Consider the following 24,513-nt stretch of genomic DNA (forward strand, 5'->3'; position numbering starts at 1 on the left):
TCCCCCGATGGGCACGAGGTCAAAGGCTACGCCCGCCGAGCCCGCCGATCCAATTGGAGAGCAGGCGGATGCCGGCAGCACCCGACTTCTCGGGGTGGAACTGCGTCGCCGACAGCGGTCCGTTCTCGACCGCCGCCAGGAACGGACGGCCGTAGTCGCACCACGTGAGCGCGGGGCTCGGGAACGGCGGCATGACCTCCAGCAGCCACTGCTGGGCGGCGAAGGAGTGCACGAAATAGAAGCGCTCGTGCTCGATGCCCTCGAACAGCCGCGACCCCTCGCCGACCTCGACCGTGTTCCAGCCCATGTGCGGCAGCACCGGCGCGTCGAGCTCGGTGACCACCCCGGGCCACTCACCGAGACCCTCGGTGTCGACACCGCGCTCGACCCCGCGCTCGAACAGCACCTGCATGCCGACGCAGATGCCCAGCACCGGGCGCCCTCCGGCGAGCCGACGCTCGATCATCTGGTCGCCGCGGCTCGCCCGCAGCGCGTCCATGACGGCGCGGAAGGCGCCCACGCCCGGCACGACCAGCCCGTCGGCGTCGAGGACCAGCCCGCGATCGGAGGTGAGCCGGGCATCGGCCCCCGCGGCCTGCAGCGCCTTGACCGCGGAGTGCACATTGCCGGAGCCGTAGTCCAGGACGGCGACCAGCGGCCGGTCGGTCACAGCGCGCCCTTGGTGCTCGGGATCCCCTCGACGAGGGGATCGAGCGCCTTGGCCTGACGGAACGCGCGGGCGAACGCCTTGAACTCGGCCTCAGCGATGTGGTGCGGGTCGCGGCCGCCGAGCACCGTCACGTGCACCGTGAGCCCCGCGTTGAACGTGATCGCCTCGAACGAGTGCCGCACGAGGGAGCCGGTGAAGTGCCCCCCGATCAGGTGGAACTCGTAGCCCTCGGGTTCACCGCCGTGCACGAGATAGGGGCGTCCGCTGATGTCGACGACGGCCTGCGCGAGCGCTTCATCCAGCGGCACGAGCGCATCGCCGTAGCGCGAGATTCCCGCCTTGTCGCCGAGGGCCTCGCGGATGGCCTGACCGAGCACGATCGAGATGTCTTCGACGGTGTGGTGCGCGTCGATGTCGGTGTCACCCGACGCCCGCACGGTGAGGTCTGTCAGCGAGTGCTTGGCGAATGCCGTGAGCAGGTGATCGAAGAACGGGACCGTCGTGTCGATGCGGCTGCGGCCGCTCCCGTCGAGGTTCAGCTCCAGCTCGACCGACGACTCGCTCGTGGCGCGGCGCAGCGATGCGGTGCGCGGCGCGGACTGGCTCGTCATGATGCCGATCCTATCGACGCGAGGGCATCGAGAAACGCCGTGGTCTCTTCCTCGGTGCCCGCCGTCACGCGCAGGTGGTGCGCGATCCCCACGTCGCGGATCAGGATGCCCCGATCGAACAGCTTCTGCCACGCCACCCCGCTGTCTTCGACGCCGCCGAACAGCACGAAGTTGGTCCACGACTCGTAAGGCGTGTAGCCCAGCGCCTCGACCGTCGCCGAGATGCGATCGCGCTGGGCGACGATATCGTCCACCATCCGCAGCATCGTGGGGGCGTGGCGCAGCGCCGCAGTCGCCGCCGCCTGCGTGAGGGCGCTCAGGTGGTACGGGAGCCGCACGAGGCGGAGCGCGTCGATGAATGCGGGATCCGCGGCGAGGTAGCCGACCCGCGCGCCCGCGAAGGCGAACGCTTTGCTCATCGTGCGCGAGACGACGAGCCGCTCGCGGCCGGGCAGCAGCGTCAGCGCAGAGCGCTCATCACGAGGCGCGAACTCGTGGTAGGCCTCGTCGACCACGACGATTCCCGGGGCCGCGTCGTACACGGCCTCGATCACGTCGAGGTGCATCGGGGTGCCCGAGGGGTTGTTCGGCGCGCACAGGAACACGACGTCCGGCGCGGCGGCCTCGATCTGGGCCGCCGCCTCGGCGGGGTCGAGGGTGAAGTCGTGACCGCTCCTGCCCGCGACCCACCTCGCCCCGGTGCCCTGCGTGAGGAGCGGATACATCGAGTACGTCGGCGCGAAGCCGAACGCGGTGCGCCCGGGCCCGGCGAAGGCCTGCAAGATGTGCTGGAGCACCTCGTTCGAGCCGTTGCCGGCCCAGATCTGGTCGCGCGTGAGGCCGTGGCCGAGATAGCCGGCGAAGGACTCGCGCAGCGCCGTGAACTCGCGATCGGGGTAGCGGTTCACCTCGCGCAGCGCGTGGGCGAGCGCATCGACGATGTCGTCGGCGACGTCCTGCGGAACGGGGTGCGTGTTCTCGTTGACGTTCAGCGCCACGGGGAGGGGCGCCTGGGGGGCGCCGTAGGGCTTCAGTCCGCGCAGATCGTCGCGGAGGGGCAGATCGTCAAGGCTTACGCTCACCCCTCCCATCGTAGAGCGCCCGGCTCAGCGCGCCGACGAGTACGCAGCGGGGATCGCGAGCTCCTGCCCCGCGACGATCCCCACGCTGCCGAGCGCATTGAGTCGGACGATCGCGTCGACCACGTCGCGCGGATCGGACCCGGGCGCGACCCCTTCGGCGATCGCCCACAGCGTGTCGCCGGGCTGCACGGTCACTGTCTCGAACGTGCCGGCGGGCGCGCCCGCGTCGCGGGACGCCAGAGCGGCGCCCCCGCCGACGATGGCGGCGGCCAGGGCCACGGCGGCCGGGAGGGCCGCCAGAAGCGTGAGCACGCGCCGCCCTCGGGTGGTCAGGCGCAGGCGCGTACGCGGGGCGAGCGATGCGGTGGTGACGGCGAAGGTGCTCATGTGTTCCTCCCGACGGTGGCGAGAAGTTCGCACCCGACTCGCGGCCGGGCGGATCGGATGCGAACTTTCCTTCCGAACGTATCTTCGATTTGTGGAGACGTCAAGCCTGTCTGTCGAGCCCGTTCCTTCGAAGAGCGACACGCGCGTCGATTCGCGCGGATCGTCCCGTGATCGGATACGGTTTCGATAGCAACACCCCACCATCGACCTCCGACATTCGAAGACCGGTGCACCCCCGGGATTCGCTCGATGCGGCGCCGCATGCGGCGGGGTGAGACAGGAGCACCCACGATGACCGACGCGACCGCCGGACGCGACAAGCCTCAGACCCGTCGCCGCAAGAGCCTGAGCGACAAGCAGCAGGCGATCCTCGAGGTCATCCAGCGCTCGATCTCGCGGCAGGGCTACCCGCCGAGCATGCGCGAGATCGGCGACGCGGTCGGCCTCAAGTCGCTTTCGAGCGTGACCCATCAGCTCAACCAGCTCGAGCTGAGCGGCTACCTCCGTCGTGACCCGGGCAAGACCCGCGCCCTCGAGGTGCTGATCGACCTGCCCGGCGCCACCGAGAACCCGGCCGACAGCGCCCCGCCGGTCGGCGACGCGGCGCTGGTCCCGCTCGTGGGCCGCATCGCGGCAGGCGTTCCCATCACCGCCGACCAGCAGGTCGAAGAGATCTTCCCGCTCCCCCGCCAGCTCGTCGGCAAGGGCGACCTGTTCATGCTCAAGATCGTCGGCGAGTCGATGATCGACGCGGCCATCTGCGACGGCGACTGGGTCGTCGTGCGCGCGCAGAACGTCGCCGAGAACGGCGACATCGTCGCCGCGATGCTCGACGACGAGGCCACCGTCAAGACGTTCCGCCGCCGTGACGGCCACACGTGGCTGCTCCCGCGCAACTCGGCGTTCGAGCCGATCCTCGGCGACGAGGCGACGGTCCTCGGCAAGGTGGTCGCGGTCCTGCGGGCGGTCTGAGCGGCTTCTTCCCGGTCCCGTGGCGCCCTCTCCCGGGCTTCGCACCGCGCACCTGGCGCGCACATGTCGGTCCGCGCCGATAGTGTGAGCGTCATCGCCGGGGGGACGATCCCTTCGCCGGTCGCACGCTCCCTGCGTGTTCACGATCGAGGGGTGGGACCATGCCTTCTGAGATCGACGATCTGCGCGCCGAGATCGCGGCGCTTCGCGCAGACAACGATCGGCTGCGCACCGGGGGCACGCTTCCGGTCACCCCGATCACGCCCGCCGCACCGGGCGGCGCCTCCCGAGCGAACAAACGCGACGGGTGGCGTGCGCTCGTCTCGGCGGTGTGCATCGTGATCGCCGGCATCCTGGTCCCGATCTCGATCGTCGCCACCTGGACCCGCACCCAGCTCGTCGACGAGGCCGCCTTCGTGCAGACCTTCGCACCGCTCGCCGACGATCCCGACGTGCAGGCGCTCATCATCGGCGAGGCGACCGCCGCGATCGAAGACAGTCTCGACATCGAGTCCTTCACGAACGATCTGTTCGACGGGATCGCGACGCTCGATCTGCCGCCGGCGGCGCTGCGGGCTCTCGACCTGCTGCGCCAGCCCGCGGTCTCGGGCATCCAGAGCCTCATCGACACGACCGTCACCCGCGTGGTCGAATCCGACGCGTTCGCCGACGTGTGGGAGCGCGCGCTGCAGGTGAGCCATCGCGCCCTCGTCGCGACCGCGACCAACGACGGCACCGGCGCGGTCACGATCGACCAGGCCGGCACCCTAGGGATCCAGCTCGGTCCGATCATCGAAGAGCTCAAGCAGCGGCTGGTCGATCAGGGGATCACGTTCGCGGCGTCGATCCCACCGGTCACCCACACCATCGTGCTCGTGCAATCCGAGGCGCTCGCGCTCGTGGGCACGATCTACAGCCTCGCGGTCACCGTCGTCTGGTGGCTGCCCGTGATCGCGCTCGCGCTGTTGGTCGTCGGCATCGTCGTGGCGCGCCGGCGGTTCACCGCCCTGCTCGGCACCGGAGTGGCGATCCTGGTCGGCGCCGGCCTCCTGTGGATCGGGCTCGACAGCGGGCGGATCATCGTCTCGCTCAGCGCGCCGCAGCTCGGCCTGCCGCCGCGCGCGCTCGACGCGGCCTACGCGATGATCACGGCCGCGATGCGCGACACCACGATCGTGATCACGTTCCTCGGAGCCGTGATCGCCCTGGCGGCGTGGCTGGGCGGGCGCTGGGCGCCCGCGCGGCGGGTGCGCGCGCTGTCGGGGTCGCTCACATCGCGTGCGCGCGCGGGGCTTGCGAGGTGGGGCTTGGACACCGGCTCTTTCGGCGACTGGATGCACCGGCAGCGCGTGCTCGTGCGCCTGATGATCGTCGTGCTCGCGGTGCTGCTGCTCATCGCCCTGCGGCCCCTGTCAGTGAGCGACATCGTGCTCACGGTCGTTCTCGCCCTGATCGTCTGGCTCTGCGCCGAACTGCTCCAGCGCGAGGCCGACGAGACCGCCGCAGGCCACGGCGCTGGCACCGAGGCGCTCGGCGAGACAGAGACCGGGGCACAGGCCGAGGCCGCGACCCAGGCCGCACCCGAAGACGACGAGGCGGTGGAGGCCGCCGCTGCGCCCGCGGCATCCGTCCGCTCCGACGACAGCACGGTCACAAGCTGACGGTGGCAGCGGACGGTGTCGATGTCACTATGCGCATCGACATCGACCCAAGGTATGCATTTCGCCTGGCTGCGACGGGGGGCGTCCGGGCGTCGTAGGTTGGTCTCTTGTGGAGACGCTCCCCTACGGAACCTGGCCATCGCCGGTCACGGCCGCCTCGGTCGCCGCCGCCTCGCCGCGCATCGAAGGCGCACTGCTCGTGCGGGATCACGACGGCGGCGAAGAGGTGTGGTGGGGCGAGACCGTCCCGGCGGAGGGCGGGCGCACGACCGTGCGGCGCCGCCTCGCGTCCGGTGAGATGCAGGAACTGCTCCCCGCCCCGTGGAGCGCACGCTCACGCGTGCACGAGTACGGCGGAGGCGCGTGGACGGCGATCGATCGCGGACGCCTCGCGTTCGTCGACAAGGACTCGCAACGCGTGTGGGCGCTGCCGCCCGGCGGCGCCCCGCGTGCGCTCACTCCCCCCGACGACGACACCCGGTACGGGGGGCTGACCTGGCAGGGCGGGCTGCTCATCGCGGTGCGCGAGGTGCATCAGAATGCCGGCATCCCGCGTCGCGACCTCGTCGCGATCGCCACCGGCGAGCGCTGGAACGTGACCGACCTCACCGCCGACAGCCACTTCCTCGCCCAGCCCGCGCTCTCACCCGGCGGTCGGCACCTCGCCTGGGTCGCGTGGAACCACCCCGACATGCCCTGGGACCGCACCGAGCTGCGTGTGGGCCGCATCGAGGCGGGCACGGTCGTCGAGTGGACGACCGTCTCTGCCTCCGCGGCGACCGCGCCCCTGCAGCCGGCCTGGCTCGACGCCGACGACCTCGTGTACCTCGACGACCCGACCGGCCGCTGGAACCTATGGCGCATGCGCCTGGACGCCGAACTGGCCCACGCCCCGGTCGCGCCCGCAGACGCCGACACCGGCGGCGCGCTGTGGTCGCTCGGCGCGCGCTGGTACGGCCTGCTCGGCGACGGCCGCATAGCCGCCGTGCGCACGAACGGCCGCGACGAACTGGTCGTCGTCGATCCGGCCACCGGTGACGCCCAGACGCTCCCTTCCCCGGCGACGGCGGGCGTCACCGTCGAGCACACCGCGGGCACCCGCATCCTCGTGTCGGGATCGGGTCCCACCACCCCGAGCGGCCTATGGTTGCTCGACGCCGACCATCCCGAGCGCATCGACACGGTGCGCGGGGGCGAATCGCCGTGGGGTGTCGAATGGATGCCCCGTCCCCGCCCCGTGACCTACGAGGGGCCGCGCGGCCCGGTGCACGCGTTCGCCTATCCCCCTACGAACCCGATCGCCAGCGCTCCCGAGGGCGAACTGCCCCCCTACGTCGTGTTCGTCCACGGCGGGCCGACCTCGCACGTCGGGGGCGCGGCATCCGCCAAGATCGCGTATCTCACCAGCCGCGGCATCGGCGTGCTCGACGTCAACTACGGCGGCTCGACCGGCTACGGGCGGGAGTACCGCGAAAGACTGCGCGGACAGTGGGGGGTCGTCGACGTCGACGATGTCGCGGCGGCGGCACGAGGGCTCGGCGCCCAGGGCCTCGCCGATCCCGCCCGCATCGCGATCGCGGGCGGCTCGGCGGGCGGCTGGACGGTGCTGTGCGCGCTCACCGGGACGGACGCGTTCGCCGCCGGCATCAGCCGCTACGGGGTCGCCGACCTCCGGCGGCTGGCCGAAGACACGCACGACTTCGAGGCCCGCTACCTCGACGGCATGGTGGGGCCCCTGCCCCAGGCCGAGGCGCTGTACGTCGAGCGCTCACCGCTGTCGCGCCTCGAGCGGCTCACGACGCCCCTGCTCATCGAGCAGGGCCTCGACGACCTCGTCGTTCCCCCGTCGCAGTCCGAGGCGGTGCGCGACGCCCTCGCCGAGAACGGCGTCGCGCACGCCTACCTCACGTTCGAGGGCGAGGGGCACGGGTTCCGGCGCGCCGAGACGATCGTGGCAACGCTCGAGGCCGAGCTGAGCTTTCTCGGCCAGGTCCTGGGATTCGACCCGCCCGGAGTCGAGCGCGTCGAGCTCAGCTGACGGTCAGCCCGAGGGCAGGGCCGGCACCTCAGCCGCGCGCGAAGGGCGCGAGCCTCGCCGCGAGGTTCTGACCGACGCGCACGTGCAGCGCGGTGCCGTCCTCCTCGTGCTCCTGCGACAGGATGATGCCGTGCTCGTGCACGGCAGAGACGAGATCCCCGCGGTTGTACGGGACCAGCGCCCGCACCTCGACCTCGGGCAGCGGAAGCGTGCGCTCGATCTCGGCGCGAAGCTGCTCGATCCCCTCGCCGGAGCGCGACGACGCGAAAAGCGCGGCAGGCTCCAGCCCGCGCAGCACCAGACGCGTGTCGTCGTCGACGAGGTCGGCCTTGTTGAACACCACGATCTCGGGAATGCCGCGCGCGCCCACGTCGCCGATCACGTCGCGCACCGTGGCGAGCTGGGCGGCCGGATCAGGATGCGCCGCGTCGACGACGTGGATGATCACATCGGCTTCGCCGACCTCCTCGAGCGTCGAGCGGAACGCCTCGACCAGCTGGTGCGGAAGGTTCCTGACGAACCCGACCGTGTCGGTCAGCGTGTAGACGCGGCCGTCGGAGGTCTCAGAGCGCCGCACCGTGGCATCCAGCGTCGCGAACAGCGCGTTCTCCACCAGCACGCCCGCGCTCGTGAGGCGGTTCAGCAGGCTCGACTTGCCCGCGTTCGTGTACCCGGCGATCGCCACCGACGGGATCGTGTTGCGCTTGCGCTCGGCGCGCTTGGCGTCGCGGGCGGGCGCGAAGTCACGGATCTGCTTGCGCAGCTGGGCCATCTTCGTGCGGATGCGGCGGCGGTCGAGCTCGATCTTGGTCTCACCGGGACCGCGCGAACCCATGCCCGCGCCGCCGGCGCCCACCTGGCCACCGGCCTGCCGGCTCATCGAGTCGCCCCAGCCGCGCAGACGCGGCAGAAGGTACTCGAGCTGCGCGAGCTCGACCTGCGCCTTGCCCTCGCGGCTCTTGGCGTGCTGACTGAAGATGTCGAGGATCACGGTGGTGCGGTCGATGACCTTGACCTTCACGACGTCCTCGAGCGCACGGCGCTGGCTGGGAGCGAGCTCGGTGTCGGCGATCACGGTGTCGGCGCCGACGGCCGCGACGATGTCCTTCAGCTCCTGGGCCTTGCCTCGGCCGATGTAGGTCGCAGGATCCGGATGCGGGCGCCGCTGCAGCACCGCGTCGAGCACGACCGCGCCCGCCGTCTCGGCCAGGGCGGCAAGCTCTCGCAGCGAGTTCTCGGCGTCATCCTGCGCACCCTGCGGGTGCACCCCGACGAGCACGACGTTCTCGAGCCGCAGCTGCCTGTACTCGACCTCGGTGACATCCTCGAGCTCGGTCGAAAGCCCCGGCACGCGGCGCAGCGCCGCGCGCTCCTCGCGATCCCACTGCTCGCCGTCGGTGTCGGCGCCCGCAGCCGTCGCCGAGTCCTGCAGCGCCTGCGCGGCACCGAACAGCCGCACACCCGACCGGGGCTCGGCGTGCGCGAGCACGCGGTCGACGGGGTCGACCTGCGCCTCTTCGGTGGCACGGGGCGTGGTGGTGTCGGTCATTCGTTCCTTTCGGGGTGCCACAGCCGCGGCATCCGTAAACTCTAGCCTCCCCGGGTGAGAGACGACCCGCTACGCTCATGCGCATGCAGAGCGATCACTACTTCAGTGCGTCGCCGGCGAGTGCCGAGAATCTGCGTCGGATCCGCGTCGTCCTCGCCGGACGCGATGTCGAGGTCACGACCGCGGGCGGGGTCTTCAGCCCCGACCACATCGATTCCGGAACGGGCGTCCTGCTCGCGAACACTCCCGCGCCACCGCAGAGCGGCAACTTCCTCGACCTCGGTGCGGGGTGGGGGCCGATCTCGCTGACCCTCGCGCTCCAGTCCCCGCACGCGACCGTGTGGGCGGTCGACGTCAACGAGCGGGCACTGGACCTCGTCAGGCGCAACGCCGAGGCTCTCGGGCTCAGCAACGTCAACGCCGTGCAGCCGAACGGTGTTCCCGACCACGTCGAGTTCCGCACGATCCGCTCCAACCCGCCCATCCGCGTGGGCAAGAACGAACTGCACGGCATGCTCGAACGCTGGATCCCGCGCCTGGCCGAACGCAGCGACGGATGGTTCGTCGTACAGCGCAATCTCGGCTCCGACTCGCTGCAGCGCTGGCTCGCGGCGACGTTCGAGCACGGCTACTCCGTGTCGCGGGCGGCGACCGGTCGCGGCTTCCGCGTCATCAAGGTGCGCCGCCACGGTGTGCCCCCGACCGATCCGGTCGACGTCATCGGCTGAGTGACCTCGCGCGGGTGCGCGCTCGCGCGTCAGGCGAGCGAGAACTCGCCCGAGAACACCAGCGACGCGGGACCCGACAACAGCACGTGCTCGCCGTCGGCATCGCGGCGGACGCGCACGCCCAGCGTGCCGCCGGGCACCTCGACGCTCCACCGGTCGGGGGCGCCATCGCCCGCCCAGTAGCGCACCGCGAGCGCCGCCGCGGCCACGCCCGTGCCGCAGCTGAGGGTCTCACCGACGCCGCGCTCGAACACGCGCATGCGCACCGACCCGACGGCGCCCCGCACCAGCGGATCGCTCGGCACGACGAACTCGACGTTCGCGCCATGCGGCGGCACGGGGTCGAGGATCGGCTGGGCGAGCAGATCGAGCGCCTCGAGCTCGGCGAGCGAGCCGAGGGCGACGACCACGTGCGGATTGCCGACGTCGATGCCCTGACCCGGGCGCGCCACATCGAGTCCGCGCGCCCGCACGAGCACGTCGGGCTCGCGCCGCCACAGCCCCAGGTCGACCTCGAAGCCGTCCTCGGACAGGGTCACCGTCTTCACACCGGCGCGCGTGCCGATCGCGAGGGACTCCCCCGGCGCGAGGGTCGCAAGACCCGCCTTGAGCAGGTACCGCACGAACACGCGCACGCCGTTGCCGCACATCTCGGCCTTGGTGCCGTCCGCGTTGCGGTAGTCCATGAACCATTCCGCGGCCGGTGTCGCGGCGCCCTCGGCGGTGCGCGCGGAGCGCACCACGCGCAGGATGCCGTCCGCGCCGATCCCGAAGCGCCGGTCGCACAGCACGGCGACCTGATCCTCGGTGAGGTCGATCTCGGCGTCCGGGTCGGCGACGATCACGAAGTCGTTCCCGGTGCCGTGACCCTTGGTGAACGCGATGGTGCGGGGCATCCTCCAATCCTACGGACGCCGCCGGCTACTCGTCCGCGATCAGGCGCTTGCCCGTGGCCCACGTGTCGAAAGGCTCGTACCCGAGCGCGTCGTAGAACCCGCGCGCCGCGTGGTTCTCGGGCCTCACCATGAGCTGCACCTTGGGGCATCCCATCGCCTGCAGGCGATGCTCCGCCTCGGCGACGAGCCGGCGCGCGATGCCCTCGCCCCGGCGGCCCGGGTCGCTCGCGAGGTAGTAGAGCCAGCCCCGATGCCCGTCGTAGCCGGCCATCACCGAGCCGACGACCGTTTCCGCGTCGTGCGCGACGAGGAACAGCTCCGGCTGCACCGCGAGCTTGCGCTCGATGTCCTTGTGCGGGTCGTTCCACGGCCGCGTGAGCCCGCTCGCGTGCCACAGCGCGATGACCGCGTCGGAGTCGGAGCGGTCGAAGGTGCGGATGCCGATGCTCACCCACCCGAGTCTGCCAGGCGAGCGGCCGCCGCCATGCACGGCAAGACCCGGGTGCGCAGGCGGCAATACGCGCCGGAAGCGCGGCGGCCGCGGGTCGCAGGGCTCAGGCGCCGTCCAGCGCGAGCGCGGGCACCGTGCCCGGCTCGACCCAGCGCAGACTGGCGTATCGGCGGAACCACGACACCTGCCGCCGGGCGTACCGCCGCGTCAGCGCCTGGGTCTCGGAGATCGCCTCGGCCTCGCTCTTCTGGCCGCCCAGCTGCGCGAGAGCCTGCGCGTAGCCGATGGCGCGGCGCGCGGTGACCCCGCGCTCGAGCCCTGCCGCGCGCAGCCGCGCGACCTCGTCGACGAGGCCGTCGCGCCACATGCCTTCGACGCGTGCGTCGAGTCTGGCAACGAGCTCGTCGCGCGGCACCTGCACCCCGACGAGTCGGGTGGACGGATGCCACAGCGAGGGCTGGTCCGGAAGCGCCGCGCCGTGCGTCGCCTCACCCTGTGCGAGCACCTCGAGGGCGCGCACGATCCGACGCCCGTTGCGCGGGTCGATGCGCTCGGCGGTGCGCGCGTCCAGCTCGCGCAGCCGCGCGAACAGCACTCCGGGGCCGTCCGCGGCAAGCTCCGCCTCGAGCCGCGCGCGCAGCGCGTCATCGTGCGGCGGGAAGCGGAAGTCGTAGATCACACTCGACACGTACAGCCCCGAGCCTCCGACGAGGATCGCATCGGCCCCGCGCGCGTGGATGCCTGCGATCGCGCCGCGCGCGGCATTCTGATACCAGGCGACGGCCGCCTCGTCGGTCACGTCGAGCACGTCGAGAAGATGATGACGGATGCCTCGCCTCTCGCCCTCGGGGAGCTTCGCGGTGCCGATGTCCATGCCGCGGTACAGCTGCATCGCGTCGGCGTTGACGATCTCGGCCGGTCGCCCGCTCGCGGCGAGCGCCTCGGCGAGGTCGAGCGACAGCGCGGTCTTTCCGGTGCCGGTGGCGCCGACCACCGCCCACAGCCGCGGCCCGGTCATCGCCCGCTCCGTCGTGCTCGCTGCGAGCGCTGCAGTCTGATGCGACCGCTGCGGAAAGAAGCGCAGCGCTCGCACCGAAGTGGCGCGCTCGTGAGGCGAGGGGGTGCGGGCGACGGCGCTGCGGATGCCATCGGACGAGCGTTACCCGCCGATGCGGAGCGTCGGAAGCCCCAGCGACACCGAGCGCGCCGCACCGGCCTCGCCGGCGGGCGCCGGAATGGCGCACGACTCGGCCTGCGAACGGTCCCACGCGTCGCCGGCGCGCGTGCGGCGGATGCGCAGGGGCGCTCCGTCGGGCGAGTCCGCGAGGAGGTGGAAGGGCGCGGCGTGCGTGACCACCACGCTCACCACGTCACCGGGGCGCGGAAGGTCGCTTCCCGCCGGAACCTCGAAGTGCACCAGCCGGTTGTCTTCGGCGCGTCCGGTCAGACGGTGCGTCGCGGCGTCTTTCTTGCCCTCGCCGGTCGACACGAGCACTTCGAGCGTGCGCCCGAGCTGACGCTGGTTCTCTTCGAGCGAGATGCGGTCCTGCAGCGCGACCAGCCGGTTGTAGCGCTCCTGCACGACGGACTTGGGCACCTGGTCGGCCATCGTCGCAGCCGGAGTCCCCTCGCGGATCGAGTACTGGAACGTGAAGGCGCTCGCGAACCGGGCCTGCTCGACGACGCGCATCGTCTCTTCGAAATCTTCGTCGGTCTCGCCGGGGAAGCCCACGATGATGTCGGTCGTGATCGCCGCGTGCGGGATCTTCGCGCGCACGCGGTCGAGGATGCCCAGGAACCTGTCGCTGCGATACGAGCGGCGCATCGCCTTGAGGATTCGGTCGCTGCCGGACTGCAGGGGCATGTGCAGCTGCGGCATAACCGACGGGGTCTCGGCCATCGCGTCGATCACATCGTCGGTGAAGGCGGCGGGGTGGGGGCTGGTGAAGCGGATGCGCTCGAGCCCCTCGATCTGGCCGGCGGCGCGCAGGAGCTTGCCGAACGCCTGGCGGTCGCCGAACTCGACACCGTAGGAGTTCACGTTCTGGCCGAGCAGCGTGACCTCGACGGCGCCGTCGTCGACGAGCAGCCGGACCTCGTTCAGGATGTCGCCGGGGCGGCGATCCTTCTCTTTGCCGCGCAGGTGCGGCACGATGCAGAACGTGCAGGTGTTGTTGCAGCCGACCGAGATCGACACCCAGCCGCTGTAGATCGAGTCGCGTTTCGTCGGCAGCGTGGACGGGAAGACCTCGAGTGCCTCGAGGATCTCGAGTTCGGCCTCTTCGTTGTGACGGGCGCGTTCGAGCAGGCTCGGGAGGGACCCCATGTTGTGCGTGCCGAACACGACGTCGACCCACGGCGCCTTGTCGAGGACGGTCTGCTTGTCCATCTGGGCGAGGCAGCCGCCGACGGCGATCTGCATGCCCTCGTGCTTGTCTTTGCGCGCCTTGAGGTGCCCGAGCGTGCCGTACAGCTTGCCGGCGGCATTGTCGCGGACGGCACACGTGTTGATCACGACGATGTCGGCCTCTTCGCCGTCGTCTGCGCGCACGTAACCGGCGCTCTCGAGGGAACCGGAGAGGCGCTCCGAGTCGTGGACGTTCATCTGGCAGCCGAAAGTGCGCACCTCGTACGTGCGCACGCGGCCGTCGGCGCCGACCGCCGCCTGGGAGGGCGAGATGAGCGTCGGGGTGCTGGACGGGGAGGTCATGATGTCAGCCATTCTACGAGCCGGTGCTGTGAGCCCGGCCCCGTGCCGCACGACCACCCGAGACCTCGCTGTGCGGCGCCGGTCAGTCAAACCGCACGCCGTGCGACGGCGCCGCCGCCTCATCGAGTGCTGTGCGCGCCGCGGTGAGCGCCGCAGAGCCCCCGTACCCGCGCCGGGCCAGTTGCCCCACGAGGCGACGCAGTGCGGTGTCGCGATCGAGCGCGCGCAGCGACCTCGCCTTGCCCCGGGCGAATTCGAGCGCGCGTTCGGCGTCGTCGTCGGGCAGCGTCGCCAGCGCGGCGTCTGCGATGTCGCGCGGGATGCCGCGCTTGGCCAGCACCTGCGCGATCGCCTGCCGCCCCTTGTTCTGACGATCGACGGCGGTGTGCACGAGCTGATCGGCAAGCGCCGCGTCGTCGAGGTAGCCGAACCCTTCGAGCCGCTGAAGGAGCGCCTCGGACTCGCCCTGCGACAGCTGATGCTGACGCAGGGCGGATCGCGCCTCGGCGAACGAGAGCGAGCGCGCGCGCAGCTTCTTGAGCAGCGCCCGCTCGGCGAGCTCGACGAACTCGTCACGATCCGTCTCGGCGAATGCCGGATCACTCGAGGCGTCGCGCGATCGGTCGGTGCCTCCCTTCGCGTGCCAGTCCCGGTCGCCCGGGCTGGCATCTGCGATCGGGGCGCCGACGAACAGCGGGATCACGGGGGCGAGCCGGTCGCCGCTCTCGGCGTCCGGCTCGCTCTCGCTGTCGGTGAATCGGACCATCAGGCCGGACGGCGTGCTGCCAGCTCGTCTGCCGTCGACGCCTCGACGACACGTGCCACTCCTACGCCGAGCTTCTCCTTGATCTTCGACTCGATGTCGGCCGCGACGTCTTCGTTCTTGAGCAGGAAGTTGCGCGCGTTCTCTTTGCCCTGCCCGAGCTGCTCGCCGTCGTAGGTGTACCACGAGCCCGACTTCTTCACGATGCCGTGCTCGACGCCGAAGTCGATGAGGCTGCCCTCGCGCGAGATGCCCGTGCCGAAGAGGATGTCGAACTCCGCCTGCTTGAACGGCGGCGCCATCTTGTTCTTGACGACCTTGACGCGCGTACGGTTGCCGACGGACTCGGCGCCGTCTTTGAGGGTCTCGATGCGGCGGATGTCCAGGCGCACCGACGCATAGAACTTGAGCGCCTTGCCGCCGGCGGTTGTCTCGGGCGAGCCGAAGAACACGCCGATCTTCTCGCGCAGCTGGTTGATGAAGATCGCGGTGGTCTTCGTCTGGTTGAGACCACCCGTGAGCTTGCGCAGCGCCTGCGACATGAGGCGGGCCTGCAGACCCACGTGGGTGTCGCCCATCTCGCCCTCGATCTCGGCCTTGGGCACGAGGGCGGCGACCGAGTCGATGACCACGAGGTCGATCGCCCCCGAGCGCACGAGCATGTCGGCGATCTCGAGCGCCTGCTCGCCGGTGTCGGGCTGCGAGACGAGCAGCTGGTCGATGTCGACGCCCAGCTTCTGCGCGTAATCGGGGTCGAGCGCGTGCTCAGCGTCGATGAAGGCGGCGATGCCCCCCGCGCGCTGCACGTTGGCGATCGCGTGGAGCGTGAGCGTCGTCTTGCCCGACGACTCCGGACCGTAGATCTCGATGATGCGGCCACGCGGCAGACCGCCGACGCCGAGGGCGACATCGAGCGCGATCGAACCGGTGGGGATGACTTCGACCGGGGCGCGCTCGTCGCTGCCCAGCCGCATGACCGAGCCCTTCCCGAACTGCCGGTCGATCTGTGCGAGGGCCGATTCGAGGGCCTTCTCGCGGTCGGCGGGTGATGGCATGGGATGCTCCTTCTGATCGCGGTCCGTCGCCTGCAGGCTGTCGCGCCCCGCCCACGGCGGGAGGGATGCTGCGACAAGGCGGTTGGTGTCGTGGACGCTCTCCACCGTAGGGATGGGGTCCGACATCCGGATCACGCCCCTCTCGATCTGTGGACAGACACCCGATCGACACCAGCTGTGGAGGAGCCTATCGACTCATCGAACAGATCTTCGAGTCCGACACGCCGCTCGTGTCACCATCCGAAGAACTCCACGGATCGGCTGAAGCGTCAGTGCCGGCGCTGCTCGAGCCGCCCCACGCCGTAGCGCCGCTCGGCGGGCACGTCCATCTCGTCGCAGACGGCCAGCCACACGTCGCGCGCGGCGACGCCTGCCGCCAGCGCCTCCGCCGCGGTGCGTCCGCCCATCGCGGCGAGGGCCAGATCGGTGCGCACCGCACCCGCGCCAGCACCGAACTGGTCTGCCATGGCGCGGTCGAACTCACTCAGGCGCATCGCCGCACGGGCTCCTGTGACCTCGGATCCGAAACGAAGGGGTTGCCGCGCCTCACCGCAGCGACAGCTCGGGGCCGACCTCGGCCATCAGCTCGTCGGGAACGACGTCGGGGAAGGTCTGGATGCCCTCGAGAACCGAGATGCGATCACCGACCTCGCGCATGATCGTGGAGATGGGGACGCCGAGGGCTTCGGCGACGGACGCGAGGATCTCGCTGGACGCCTCTTTCTGACCCCGCTCGACCTCGCTGAGGTAGCCCAGGGCGACGCTCGCACGGCTGGCCACCTGACGAAGGGTACGGCCCTTCTGCTGGCGGAAGTCGCGCAGGACTTCGCCGATCTCGTGTCGCACAAGGATCATGTTCGTCCCCTCCTCACATGCAATCCCACCGTGTCCGGGTGGACAACAGTACAGCACCCGGTTGACGACAATCTAATCCCGTGCGCTGTGGAATGGGTGGGAATCGCCGAATGTAACCGAGCCGAAACCCGATCTGTTCCCGTCCGGTGGCCGCGCTTCTCACAGCCGCAGCAGGCATTCGGCGAGGGCCCGCTCGGCGCACTCGCGCCGGATCGCGGCGCGATCACCCTCGAGGAGGAACTGGTTCGCCGTGGCGCCCGCGGGCGTCGCCACCCCGATCCACACGGTGCCGACCGGCTGGCCGTCCTGCGGCTCGGGCCCGGCGACCCCCGTCGTCGCCACGCCGACGTCGGCGCGAAGAAGGCTTCTCACCCCCTCCGCCATCTGGAGCGCGACCTCGCCGTCCACTGCGCCACGTGCGGCGAGCAGTTCGGCATCCACTCCCAGCACGAGGCGCTTGACCTCGGTCGCATAGGCGACCACTCCCCCGCGGACGCTCGCCGACGCCCCCGGGACGTCGATCAGCGACGACGCGACGAGCCCGCCGGTGAGCGACTCAGCCACCGCGACGGTCCAGCCTCGGTGGGCCAGCGCCGCGAGCACGGCGGCCGCCACCGGACGCGTCACTGCCCGGCCTTCTTCTTCCGCCCGGCGCGCACCTCGGTCACGACGTAGTCGATGCCGCTGGCGATCGTGAGGATGACCGCGATCGCCATCGTGATGCCGTTCACCCACCAGATCCACTCGCCGACCAGCGTCCACAGCGGCGCCAGCGCGAACGAGAGGGCGACGCCTTGCATGAGCGTCTTGAGCTTGCCCATCCACGCCGCCGCGAGCACGTGATCGCTGACCACGACGAACCGGTACACCGTGATGCCGACCTCACGCACCAGGACGATGGCCGTGACCCACCAGGGAAGCTCGCCCAGGATCGAAAGGCCGATGAACGCGAAGCCGGTGAGCACCTTGTCGGCGATCGGGTCGAGGAGCTTGCCGAGGTCGGTGACGATCTCGAACCTTCGCGCGAGGTAGCCGTCGATGCCGTCGGTGGCGATGGCGACGATGAACAGGGCGGCGGCCCACCACCGCAGCGCCCCGTCGGCCCCGGCATCCGCCAGCAGCAGCCAGAGGAAGACCGGTGCGCAGAGGATGCGCACGATCGTGATCGCGTTCGGCAGCTGCCGGGGGATGGCCATGGACCCGAGCCTATTGGAGGCGGCGAGCACCACTCGGGATCACTCGCGGCCGGTGAGCCCCCACGCGTCTTCGTCGCCGTCGGTCTCGACGATCGGATACCCGTCGAACTGAGAGTCGGCGGCATCCGCACCGTAGGGATCGTCGGCGGCGTTCGGCGCGGCCTCGACCGCAGCGGGCACCTCGTCACCGCGGAGCCGGCCCAGCACCGTCGGCAGCTGCTCCACGCTCACCAGCACGTCGCGCGCCTTCGAGCCCTCGGACGGGCCGACGATCTCGCGAGACTCGAGGAGGTCCATCAGGCGCCCGGCCTTCGCGAAGCCCACGCGCAGCTTGCGCTGCAGCATGGAGGTCGATCCGAACTGCGATGACACCACCAGCTCGGCCGCGGCCAGCAGCAGTTCGAGATCGTCGCCGATGTCGGCGTCGACCTCTTTCTTGGCGGCGACGGCCTGAACGTCGGGGCGGTATTCGGGGAGCGCTTGGCCCTTGACGTGCGCGACCACCCGCTCGATCTCGATCTCGCTGACCCAGGCGCCCTGCACGCGCACAGCCTTGGACGCGCCCATCGGCAGGAACAGTCCGTCGCCCTGGCCGATGAGCCGATCCGCGCCGGGCTGGTCGAGGATGACCCGCGAGTCCGTCACGCTGGTCACCGCGAACGCCAGACGCGACGGCACGTTCGCCTTGATGAGCCCGGTCACCACGTCGACGCTCGGACGCTGAGTCGCCAGGACCAGATGGATGCCGCTGGCCCGGGCCAGCTGCGTGATGCGCACGATCGACTCCTCGACGTCGCGCGGCGCGACCAGCATCAGGTCCGCGAGCTCATCGACCACGACGAGCAGGTAGGGATAGGGCTTGAGCACGCGCTCACTGCCCGTCGGGACCTGAATCTCGCCGGCGACGACCGCGCGGTTGAAGTCGTCGATGTGGCGGAAGCCGAACGACGCGAGGTCGTCGTAGCGCATGTCCATCTCTTTCACGACCCATTGCAGCGCCTCGGCCGCCTTCTTGGGGTTCGTGATGATGGGGGTGATGAGGTGCGGCACGCCTGCGTACGACGTCAGCTCGACCCGCTTCGGGTCGATCAGCACCATGCGCACCTCGGAGGGCTTCGAGCGCATGAGCAGGCTCGTGATCATGGAGTTCACGAAGCTCGACTTGCCCGAGCCCGTCGAACCGGCCACCAGCAAGTGCGGCATCTTCGCGAGATTCGCCACGACGAAGCCGCCGCCGACGTCCTTGCCGACCCCGATGGTCATCGGATGCGTCGACCGCACGGCCGCGTCGGATCGCAGCACGTCGCCGAGCGTCACGATCTCGCGGTCGACGTTCGGGATCTCGACACCGATCGCGCTCTTGCCCGGGATCGGCGCGAGGATGCGCACCTCGTTGGAGGCGACCGCGTAGGCGATGTTGTTCGTGAGCGCCGTGATCCGCTCGACCTTGACGCCCAGCCCGAGCTCGATCTCGTACTGCGTCACGGTCGGCCCGCGCGAGAACCCGGTCACGCGCGCGTCGACCTGGAACTGGTCGAGCACGTGGGTGATCGCGCGCACCGTGTCGTCGTTGGCCTGCGAGCGCGCCTTGTGCGGTGTGCCCGCGGCCAGGGCCGAGACGGACGGCAGGTGATACGGGGCGTTCAGCGACGTGCGCGCGCCCTCTCCTCCGAGGCCGGACAGTCCCGGCAGAGTGCCGTCGTCGTGAGGGTCGGCGACGTCGTCCCGCAGAGAGGTCGCGTTCTTGGCCGCGCGGGGCACCGGGGGCGCGATGGGCACGATGACCTCGGTCGAGGCATCCGTCGCCGGCGGCGCGATCGCCTGCTCGAACCCGCCCTGCGACGACCCGGGCGGCAGCAGCTCGGTGAGGTCGTGGCTGCCGAGCGCTCCGTCTGCGTCCTTCTCGCGACCGGTCTTGTTGCGCCGCCACCAGGGCAGCGAAGGGTCATCGGTCTCGTCGGCGGACTCGGCCGCAGCCGGTTGCTCGTGCCGGGCCTCGGCCCCGAACATCCAGTCGTACAGCTCGCCCAGGCGCCGGCCGATGCGGTTGGGCGGGGTCTTGGTGAGAATCAGGATGCTGAGCGCGGCGATCAGCGAAAGCGCGATGTAGGCGCCGACGGCGGTGAGCAGCAGCGCGACGGGCTCGGCGATCATCCAGCCGAACAGGCCCCCGGCCTGGCTGAGCGCGGGAAGGCCCTGGACCGGCTGCGGACGGCCGCCCGCGACGTGGCAGAAGCCGGCGACCGTGACCACGAGCAGGCCGAACCCGATGCCGATGCGACCGTTGTCGTGCACGGAGGACGGATGCCGGAACATCCAGCCGGCCAGCAGCATCAGCATCACCGGCAGCACGAAGGCCTCGCGCCCGACGAGGGCGCCCGCCGTGTAGGCCGAGACCGTCGCGGCGATCTCGGAGCCGATGAAGAACCACTCCACCACGGCGCCGGCGACCGCCAGCAGCACCAGGAGGAACGGGAAGCCGTCGCGACGCTGGTCCTTTTCGAGGGTCTCGGGTCCGAACGCGCGGAAGAGGCCGCCGGTGGCGTGCGCGAGTCCCAGCCACATGCGCACGATCAGCGCCGGCCGCTCGGCCTCGCCCACATAGCGCTTGGGTGCCGGCGCGGGCTTCGCCGCCGGCTTCGATGCCGCGGGCTTGGATTCCGCGGGTTTCGACCCGCGCGCGGACGACCCTTTCGCGGGCGCGCGACCATTCGTGGTCGGACTGGTGCTCCTGGCCATCCCTCCACGGTAGGCGTCCCCGCCGACATCGCGAGGTTGCCACGCGGCGGGCTCAGCGCAGACGCTTGACCATCGTGTCGCGGCCGGGCGCGCTCTGGGTGACCGCGAAGCCCTCGCTGCGATACAGCGTGGTGGCGAAGTTGCCGCGCTCGACGCTCAGGCTGATGCGCGCGTAGCCGGCCGCGCGTGCGTGGTCGTCGAGGCGCTGCAGCAGCGCACGCCCTACGCCGTGCGCGCGCCACAGCGGGCGCACGCCGATGATGAGCTCCGGCACCCCGGTGCCCACGTAGCCGAATCCGGGATCGCTGCGCGGCAGCATCCGGTACCAGGCGGCGCCGATCGGCTCGCCCTGCTCGTCGACGGCCACGAACCCCGCGTCGCCGGGGCGCATCCAGCCCGCGACGTAGCGCACATGGTCAGGATGCGTCATCACCTCGTGCCGAGGGCGCGCGGTGCCCGCACGCCAGTTCGCCGCCTCGACGACCATGTCGCCGAGGAAGACCCCGTCGGCCGGCATGGCCGATCGAAGGTGGTACACCGACATGCGCGAACCATACCGGCGGCACGTTACGCGCCTGTTTCGCGCCGCCCAGAGTCCGCGCCCTGCCCGCTACGCCTCGATGACGAGCGGCACGATCATCGGCCGCCGGCGCAGCGACTGGTTCACCCATCGGCCGATCGTGCGGCGCACGACCTGCGACAGCGCATGCGGATCGCGCACGCCCGCCAAGGCGGCCTCCGAGAGCGCCGCGGCGATCTTGGGCTTGACGCTCTCGAACACCGTGTCGTCCTCGGCGAAGCCGCGCGCGTGGATCTCGGGGCCGGAGATGACCTTGCCGGTCGCCGCGTCGACGACGACGATGACCGAGATGAAGCCCTCCTCCCCCAGGATGCGGCGGTCTTTCAGGTCGGCCTCGGTGATCTCGCCCACCGTGGACCCGTCGACGTACACGAAGCCCAGGTCGAGCTGGCCGACGACGGATGCCTCGCCCTCGCGAAGATCGACCACCGTGCCGTTCTCGGCGATGATCGTGCGGTCGGGGTCGATGCCCGTGGACTGCGCCAGCCGCGCATTGGCCATCAGGTGCCGGTACTCGCCGTGCACCGGCAGGACGTTGCGGGGCTTGAGGATGTTGTAGCAGTACAGCAGCTCTCCCGCGGCGGCGTGGCCCGACACGTGCACCTTGGCGTTGCCCTTGTGCACGACGGTGGCCCCGTGCTTGGTGAGTCCGTCGATCACGCGGTACACAGCGTTCTCGTTGCCGGGGATGAGGCTCGACGCGAGGATGACCGTGTCGCCCGGGCCGGGCTCGATCTCGTGGTCGAGGTTGGCCATGCGGCTGAGCACGGCCATGGGCTCGCCCTGCGACCCGGTCGACATGTAGACGATCTGGTCCTCGGGGAGGTCGCGCGCCTTCTTGTAGTCGATCAGCACGCCCTCGGGCACCTGCAGGTAGCCCAGATCCTCGGCGATCGTCATATTGCGCACCATGCTGCGGCCCAGGAACGCCACGCGGCGGCCGTGCGCGGCGGCAGCGTCGATCACCTGCTGCACGCGGTGCACGTGGCTCGAGAAGCTCGCGACGATCACGCGGCGCGGCGCCTGGCCGATCACCTGGTCGAGCACCGGGCCGATCGAGCGCTCGAGCGGCGTGAAGCCGGGCACGTCGGCGTTGGTCGAGTCGACCAGGAACAGGTCGACGCCCGCCTCGCCGAGCCGCGCGAACGCGCGGAGGTCTGTGAGCCGCCCATCGAGCGGGAGCTGGTCCATCTTGAAGTCGCCGGTGGCCAGGACCGTGCCCGCCGGCGTGCGGATCGCCACGGCGAGGGCGTCGGGGATCGAGTGGTTCACCGCGACGAACTCCAGCTCGAACGGGCCGGCGTTCTCGATCTGCCCCTCGGCGACGGTGAGGCTGTACGGCTTGATCCGGTGCTCCTTGAGCTTCGCCTCGGTGAGGGCGAGGGTGAGCCCCGAGCCGATGAGCGGGATGTCGCTCTTGAGCTTGAGCAGGTAGGGCACCGCACCGATGTGGTCCTCGTGGCCGTGCGTGAGCACGACCCCGACGATGTCGTCGAGCCGGTGCTTGATGGGCTCGAAGTCCGGCAGGATCAGATCGACCCCGGGCTGATGCTCCTCGGGGAACAGCACTCCGCAGTCCACGATCAGGAGCTTCCCGCCGTACTCGAACACGGTCATATTGCGTCCGACCTCGCCGAGACCGCCGAGAGGCGTCACGCGAAGCGTGCCGGGTTCGAGGGTGGGCGGTTCGTACACGGTGGTGGGCATTGATCGCCTTCCTTAGAGCGGATGCCGCGGCATCCGCCTCACTGCCGGGTGATGTGCGCCCGGCGCGCTGTTGTCATCTCGTCGTGCCCGAGACCTTCGGCAGCGCGCCGCCGGCTGCGGCGTTGCGGTCCGGGCGGAAGTTGGAGAAGTCGACACCGGGAACCTCGCGCACGAGGGCGAGTTCGTCTTCGATGGCAGCGGCCTCCCATTCCTCGGGGCCGACCAGGGGCAGGCGCACGCGCGGGCTGGTGATGCGGCCGAGGCCGTGCAGGATGTACTTCGCCGACACCGTGCCCGGCACGTGCGTCATGACGGCGCGCACGAGCGGCTCGAGCTTCTTGTGCGCCGCGGTCGCGCGCGCGAGGTCTCCCGCGTTGACCGCGTCGACGATCTCGCGGTAGGGCTTTGCGGCGATGTTCGCGGTGACCCCGATGAGTCCCGTCGCGCCGATCGACAGATGCGGCAGCACGTTCGCGTCGTCGCCCGAGAAGTACATCAGGTCGGTCTGGTTGAGCACGCGGCTGACCTCGCTGAAGTCGCCCTTGGCGTCTTTCACCGCGAGGATGTTGGGGTGCTTGGCCAGGCGCAGGATCGTCTCGTACTTGATGGGCACGCCCGTGCGGCCGGGGATGTCGTAGAGGATGACCGGCAGATCGGTCGCGTCGGCGACGAGCCGGAAGTGCGTGAGGATTCCTGCCTGCGTCGGCTTGTTGTAGTACGGCGTCACGATCATGATCGCGTCGGCGCCGGCCTTCTGGCTCGCCTTGTAGAGCTCGATCGCGTGCGCGGTCTCGTTCGAGCCGCCGCCGGTGACGATCTTGGCGCGTCCCGCCGACACGTCTTTGCCGACCTCGACCAGCCGGATCTTCTCGGCGTCGGTGAGGGTCGAGGTCTCGCCGGTGGTGCCGGTCACCACGATGCCGTCGGCTCCGCCTCGGATCACGTCGTCGATGTGCTTCTCGACGGCGGGCCAGTCGACTTCGCCGTCGGCCGTCATCGGAGTGACGAGCGCGACGAGCACCTGACCGAAGGGGTTGCCCGTGTGCGTCATGTCTTTCAGGTTATCGGTTCGGGAGGGCCACGGACTCCGCCGTCAGCGTCCGCGCCGGGCGATGCGCGTGGCAAGGCCCGGAAGAAGTCGCGCGGCGGCGACCATGACCTCGTAGCGCAGGCTCGGGATCGACACCGCCCTGCCCCGCGCGCAGTCGCGCAGCGCCTGCCCGACGACCGTGGACGCGTCGAGCCACATGAAGGAGGGCACCCCCTCCTGGCCGGGCGGCAGGCCGAGCCGCGCGTGGAAGTTGGTGTGGGTGAAGCCCGGACACACGGCGGTGACCACGACACCGCGAGAACGATAGGCGCCGTTCGCCCAGCGGCTGAAGCTGACCACCCATGACTTCACCGCGCCGTACGTCGAGCGCGGGATGAACGCCGCGACCGAGGCGACGTTGACGATGCGGCCGTGCCCGCGCGCGAGCATTCCCTCCAGTGCCGCGTGGCTGAGCCGCATGGGCGCCTCGACGTGGACCGCGAGATGGCGCGCCTCGTCCTGGATGTCGTTGCGTTCGAAAGCCAGCGGCAGGCCGAAGCCCGCGTTGTTCACGAGCACCTCGACCGGCCGGTCGGGGTCGACGAGACGGTCGACGACCTTCGAGACGTGGCGCGGCTTCGCGAGGTCCGCGACGAGCACCTCGCAGTCCACGCGGTACACGGCGCCCAGCCGCGCCGCGAGCGCGTCGAGCGCCTCGCGGTCTCGTGCCACGAGCACGAGGTCGGCGCCGCGCGCGGCGAGCTGCCTGGCGAACTCCTCGCCGATGCCGGAGCTCGCCCCGGTGATGAGCGCTGTCGTCATCGTGGTGCGTG

General features: G+C 70.7%; 24 protein-coding genes. 4 read left to right on the plus strand and 20 right to left on the minus strand.

The window, feature by feature from the left end; genetic code table 11:
* Positions 1-19: 19 nt before the first annotated feature.
* From hisH to AB1K54_RS04480, 4 genes are read right to left on the minus strand one after another with little or no spacing between them, the layout of a single operon-like run.
* Complete coding sequence (gene hisH / locus AB1K54_RS04465) at positions 20-670, minus strand: imidazole glycerol phosphate synthase subunit HisH (RefSeq protein WP_371201513.1); 651 nt, start codon at positions 668-670, stop codon at positions 20-22.
* A complete protein-coding gene (gene hisB / locus AB1K54_RS04470; protein ID WP_371201514.1) occupies positions 667-1,281 on the minus strand; it encodes an imidazoleglycerol-phosphate dehydratase HisB in 615 nt (204 codons plus the stop codon). Before hisB ends, hisH begins: the two co-directional genes overlap by 4 nt.
* On the minus strand, positions 1,278-2,363 hold the full coding sequence (locus tag AB1K54_RS04475) for a histidinol-phosphate transaminase (RefSeq protein ID WP_371201515.1): 1,086 nt from the start codon (positions 2,361-2,363) through the stop codon (positions 1,278-1,280). Before AB1K54_RS04475 ends, hisB begins: the two co-directional genes overlap by 4 nt.
* A gap of 24 nt (positions 2,364-2,387) precedes the next feature.
* Positions 2,388-2,750, minus strand: a complete 363-nt coding sequence (locus AB1K54_RS04480) for a LysM peptidoglycan-binding domain-containing protein (protein WP_371201516.1) — start codon at positions 2,748-2,750, stop codon at positions 2,388-2,390.
* A gap of 291 nt (positions 2,751-3,041) precedes the next feature.
* Here AB1K54_RS04480 and lexA point away from each other — a divergent pair, with 291 nt between their 5' ends.
* The 3 genes from lexA to AB1K54_RS04495 all read left to right on the plus strand — a co-directional run bounded on the left by lexA (position 3,042) and on the right by AB1K54_RS04495 (position 7,421).
* Positions 3,042-3,722 (plus strand): transcriptional repressor LexA, encoded by a 681-nt coding sequence (gene lexA, locus AB1K54_RS04485; RefSeq protein ID WP_371201517.1) that lies wholly within the window; start codon positions 3,042-3,044, stop codon positions 3,720-3,722.
* A 161-nt stretch (positions 3,723-3,883) separates the two neighbouring features.
* Entirely contained in the window at positions 3,884-5,383 is a 1,500-nt protein-coding gene (locus AB1K54_RS04490) for a hypothetical protein (protein ID WP_371201518.1), read from the plus strand.
* A gap of 109 nt (positions 5,384-5,492) precedes the next feature.
* On the plus strand, positions 5,493-7,421 hold the full coding sequence (locus AB1K54_RS04495) for a prolyl oligopeptidase family serine peptidase (protein ID WP_371201519.1): 1,929 nt from the start codon (positions 5,493-5,495) through the stop codon (positions 7,419-7,421).
* Positions 7,422-7,449: 28 nt separating this feature from the next.
* On the opposite strand, the gene hflX is transcribed toward AB1K54_RS04495, so the two are convergent.
* Positions 7,450-8,970, minus strand: coding sequence for a GTPase HflX (gene hflX / locus AB1K54_RS04500; protein WP_371201520.1), 1,521 nt, complete (start codon positions 8,968-8,970; stop codon positions 7,450-7,452).
* Between the two features lie 83 nt (positions 8,971-9,053).
* On the opposite strand from hflX, the gene AB1K54_RS04505 reads away from it, so the two are divergent.
* A complete protein-coding gene (locus AB1K54_RS04505) occupies positions 9,054-9,698 on the plus strand; it encodes a class I SAM-dependent methyltransferase (RefSeq protein WP_371201521.1) in 645 nt (214 codons plus the stop codon).
* Positions 9,699-9,727: 29 nt separating this feature from the next.
* Here AB1K54_RS04505 and dapF read toward each other — a convergent pair whose 3' ends face one another.
* The 15 genes from dapF to AB1K54_RS04580 all read right to left on the minus strand — a co-directional run bounded on the left by dapF (position 9,728) and on the right by AB1K54_RS04580 (position 24,502).
* On the minus strand, positions 9,728-10,594 hold the full coding sequence (dapF, locus tag AB1K54_RS04510) for a diaminopimelate epimerase (protein WP_371201522.1): 867 nt from the start codon (positions 10,592-10,594) through the stop codon (positions 9,728-9,730).
* Between the two features lie 25 nt (positions 10,595-10,619).
* Entirely contained in the window at positions 10,620-11,045 is a 426-nt protein-coding gene (locus tag AB1K54_RS04515; protein ID WP_371201523.1) for a GNAT family acetyltransferase, read from the minus strand.
* A 103-nt stretch (positions 11,046-11,148) separates the two neighbouring features.
* A complete protein-coding gene (miaA, locus tag AB1K54_RS04520) occupies positions 11,149-12,063 on the minus strand; it encodes a tRNA (adenosine(37)-N6)-dimethylallyltransferase MiaA (RefSeq protein ID WP_371201524.1) in 915 nt (304 codons plus the stop codon).
* Positions 12,064-12,204: 141 nt separating this feature from the next.
* Positions 12,205-13,755: a tRNA (N6-isopentenyl adenosine(37)-C2)-methylthiotransferase MiaB gene (gene miaB / locus AB1K54_RS04525; protein WP_371201525.1), complete on the minus strand. Its 1,551-nt coding sequence runs from the start codon at positions 13,753-13,755 to the stop codon at positions 12,205-12,207.
* 82 nt (positions 13,756-13,837) lie between these two features.
* Positions 13,838-14,521: a regulatory protein RecX gene (locus AB1K54_RS04530; protein ID WP_371201526.1), complete on the minus strand. Its 684-nt coding sequence runs from the start codon at positions 14,519-14,521 to the stop codon at positions 13,838-13,840.
* Positions 14,521-15,573 carry a recombinase RecA gene (recA, locus tag AB1K54_RS04535; protein ID WP_371201527.1) on the minus strand — a complete coding sequence of 351 codons (1,053 nt, stop codon included), beginning with the start codon at positions 15,571-15,573 and terminating at the stop codon, positions 14,521-14,523. Before recA ends, AB1K54_RS04530 begins: the two co-directional genes overlap by 1 nt.
* A gap of 269 nt (positions 15,574-15,842) precedes the next feature.
* Positions 15,843-16,067 carry a DUF3046 domain-containing protein gene (locus tag AB1K54_RS04540; RefSeq protein WP_371201528.1) on the minus strand — a complete coding sequence of 75 codons (225 nt, stop codon included), beginning with the start codon at positions 16,065-16,067 and terminating at the stop codon, positions 15,843-15,845.
* 52 nt (positions 16,068-16,119) lie between these two features.
* Complete coding sequence (locus AB1K54_RS04545) at positions 16,120-16,428, minus strand: helix-turn-helix domain-containing protein (RefSeq protein WP_371201529.1); 309 nt, start codon at positions 16,426-16,428, stop codon at positions 16,120-16,122.
* Between the two features lie 159 nt (positions 16,429-16,587).
* Positions 16,588-17,055, minus strand: a complete 468-nt coding sequence (locus tag AB1K54_RS04550; RefSeq protein ID WP_371201530.1) for a CinA family protein — start codon at positions 17,053-17,055, stop codon at positions 16,588-16,590.
* Positions 17,052-17,624, minus strand: coding sequence for a CDP-diacylglycerol--glycerol-3-phosphate 3-phosphatidyltransferase (pgsA, locus tag AB1K54_RS04555; RefSeq protein ID WP_371201531.1), 573 nt, complete (start codon positions 17,622-17,624; stop codon positions 17,052-17,054). The genes AB1K54_RS04550 and pgsA overlap by 4 nt, the downstream gene beginning before the upstream one ends.
* 39 nt (positions 17,625-17,663) lie before the next feature.
* Positions 17,664-20,363, minus strand: coding sequence for a DNA translocase FtsK 4TM domain-containing protein (locus AB1K54_RS04560; RefSeq protein ID WP_371201532.1), 2,700 nt, complete (start codon positions 20,361-20,363; stop codon positions 17,664-17,666).
* A 52-nt stretch (positions 20,364-20,415) separates the two neighbouring features.
* Complete coding sequence (locus tag AB1K54_RS04565; RefSeq protein WP_371201533.1) at positions 20,416-20,907, minus strand: N-acetyltransferase family protein; 492 nt, start codon at positions 20,905-20,907, stop codon at positions 20,416-20,418.
* 66 nt (positions 20,908-20,973) lie between these two features.
* Positions 20,974-22,650, minus strand: a complete 1,677-nt coding sequence (locus AB1K54_RS04570) for a ribonuclease J (RefSeq protein ID WP_371201534.1) — start codon at positions 22,648-22,650, stop codon at positions 20,974-20,976.
* Between the two features lie 73 nt (positions 22,651-22,723).
* A complete protein-coding gene (gene dapA / locus AB1K54_RS04575) occupies positions 22,724-23,701 on the minus strand; it encodes a 4-hydroxy-tetrahydrodipicolinate synthase (protein WP_371201535.1) in 978 nt (325 codons plus the stop codon).
* A gap of 42 nt (positions 23,702-23,743) precedes the next feature.
* A complete protein-coding gene (locus AB1K54_RS04580; protein WP_371201536.1) occupies positions 23,744-24,502 on the minus strand; it encodes an SDR family NAD(P)-dependent oxidoreductase in 759 nt (252 codons plus the stop codon).
* Between the last annotated feature and the right edge of the window lie 11 nt (positions 24,503-24,513).

It is taken from the genome of Microbacterium sp. BWT-B31, assembly GCF_041379855.1.
GTDB lineage: Bacteria > Actinomycetota > Actinomycetes > Actinomycetales > Microbacteriaceae > Microbacterium.

What these genes read in the sequence shown, in the direction of transcription:
- AB1K54_RS04540 (WP_371201528.1), bottom strand. Translation starts at nt 16,067, where the DNA reads ATGCGCCTGAGTGAGTTCGACCGCGCCATGGCAGACCAGTTCGGTGCT.
- AB1K54_RS04480 (WP_371201516.1), bottom strand. Translation starts at nt 2,750, where the DNA reads ATGAGCACCTTCGCCGTCACCACCGCATCGCTCGCCCCGCGTACGCGC.
- pgsA (WP_371201531.1), bottom strand. Translation starts at nt 17,624, where the DNA reads ATGGCCATCCCCCGGCAGCTGCCGAACGCGATCACGATCGTGCGCATC.
- dapA (WP_371201535.1), bottom strand. Translation starts at nt 23,701, where the DNA reads ATGACGCACACGGGCAACCCCTTCGGTCAGGTGCTCGTCGCGCTCGTC.
- recA (WP_371201527.1), bottom strand. Translation starts at nt 15,573, where the DNA reads ATGCCATCACCCGCCGACCGCGAGAAGGCCCTCGAATCGGCCCTCGCA.
- miaB (WP_371201525.1), bottom strand. Translation starts at nt 13,755, where the DNA reads ATGACCTCCCCGTCCAGCACCCCGACGCTCATCTCGCCCTCCCAGGCG.
- hisB (WP_371201514.1), bottom strand. Translation starts at nt 1,281, where the DNA reads ATGACGAGCCAGTCCGCGCCGCGCACCGCATCGCTGCGCCGCGCCACG.
- AB1K54_RS04560 (WP_371201532.1), bottom strand. Translation starts at nt 20,363, where the DNA reads ATGGCCAGGAGCACCAGTCCGACCACGAATGGTCGCGCGCCCGCGAAA.
- AB1K54_RS04490 (WP_371201518.1), top strand. Translation starts at nt 3,884, where the DNA reads ATGCCTTCTGAGATCGACGATCTGCGCGCCGAGATCGCGGCGCTTCGC.
- AB1K54_RS04545 (WP_371201529.1), bottom strand. Translation starts at nt 16,428, where the DNA reads ATGATCCTTGTGCGACACGAGATCGGCGAAGTCCTGCGCGACTTCCGC.
- dapF (WP_371201522.1), bottom strand. Translation starts at nt 10,594, where the DNA reads ATGCCCCGCACCATCGCGTTCACCAAGGGTCACGGCACCGGGAACGAC.
- hflX (WP_371201520.1), bottom strand. Translation starts at nt 8,970, where the DNA reads ATGACCGACACCACCACGCCCCGTGCCACCGAAGAGGCGCAGGTCGAC.
- AB1K54_RS04505 (WP_371201521.1), top strand. Translation starts at nt 9,054, where the DNA reads ATGCAGAGCGATCACTACTTCAGTGCGTCGCCGGCGAGTGCCGAGAAT.
- AB1K54_RS04530 (WP_371201526.1), bottom strand. Translation starts at nt 14,521, where the DNA reads ATGGTCCGATTCACCGACAGCGAGAGCGAGCCGGACGCCGAGAGCGGC.
- miaA (WP_371201524.1), bottom strand. Translation starts at nt 12,063, where the DNA reads ATGACCGGGCCGCGGCTGTGGGCGGTGGTCGGCGCCACCGGCACCGGA.
- AB1K54_RS04570 (WP_371201534.1), bottom strand. Translation starts at nt 22,650, where the DNA reads ATGCCCACCACCGTGTACGAACCGCCCACCCTCGAACCCGGCACGCTT.
- lexA (WP_371201517.1), top strand. Translation starts at nt 3,042, where the DNA reads ATGACCGACGCGACCGCCGGACGCGACAAGCCTCAGACCCGTCGCCGC.
- AB1K54_RS04565 (WP_371201533.1), bottom strand. Translation starts at nt 20,907, where the DNA reads ATGTCGGTGTACCACCTTCGATCGGCCATGCCGGCCGACGGGGTCTTC.
- AB1K54_RS04580 (WP_371201536.1), bottom strand. Translation starts at nt 24,502, where the DNA reads ATGACGACAGCGCTCATCACCGGGGCGAGCTCCGGCATCGGCGAGGAG.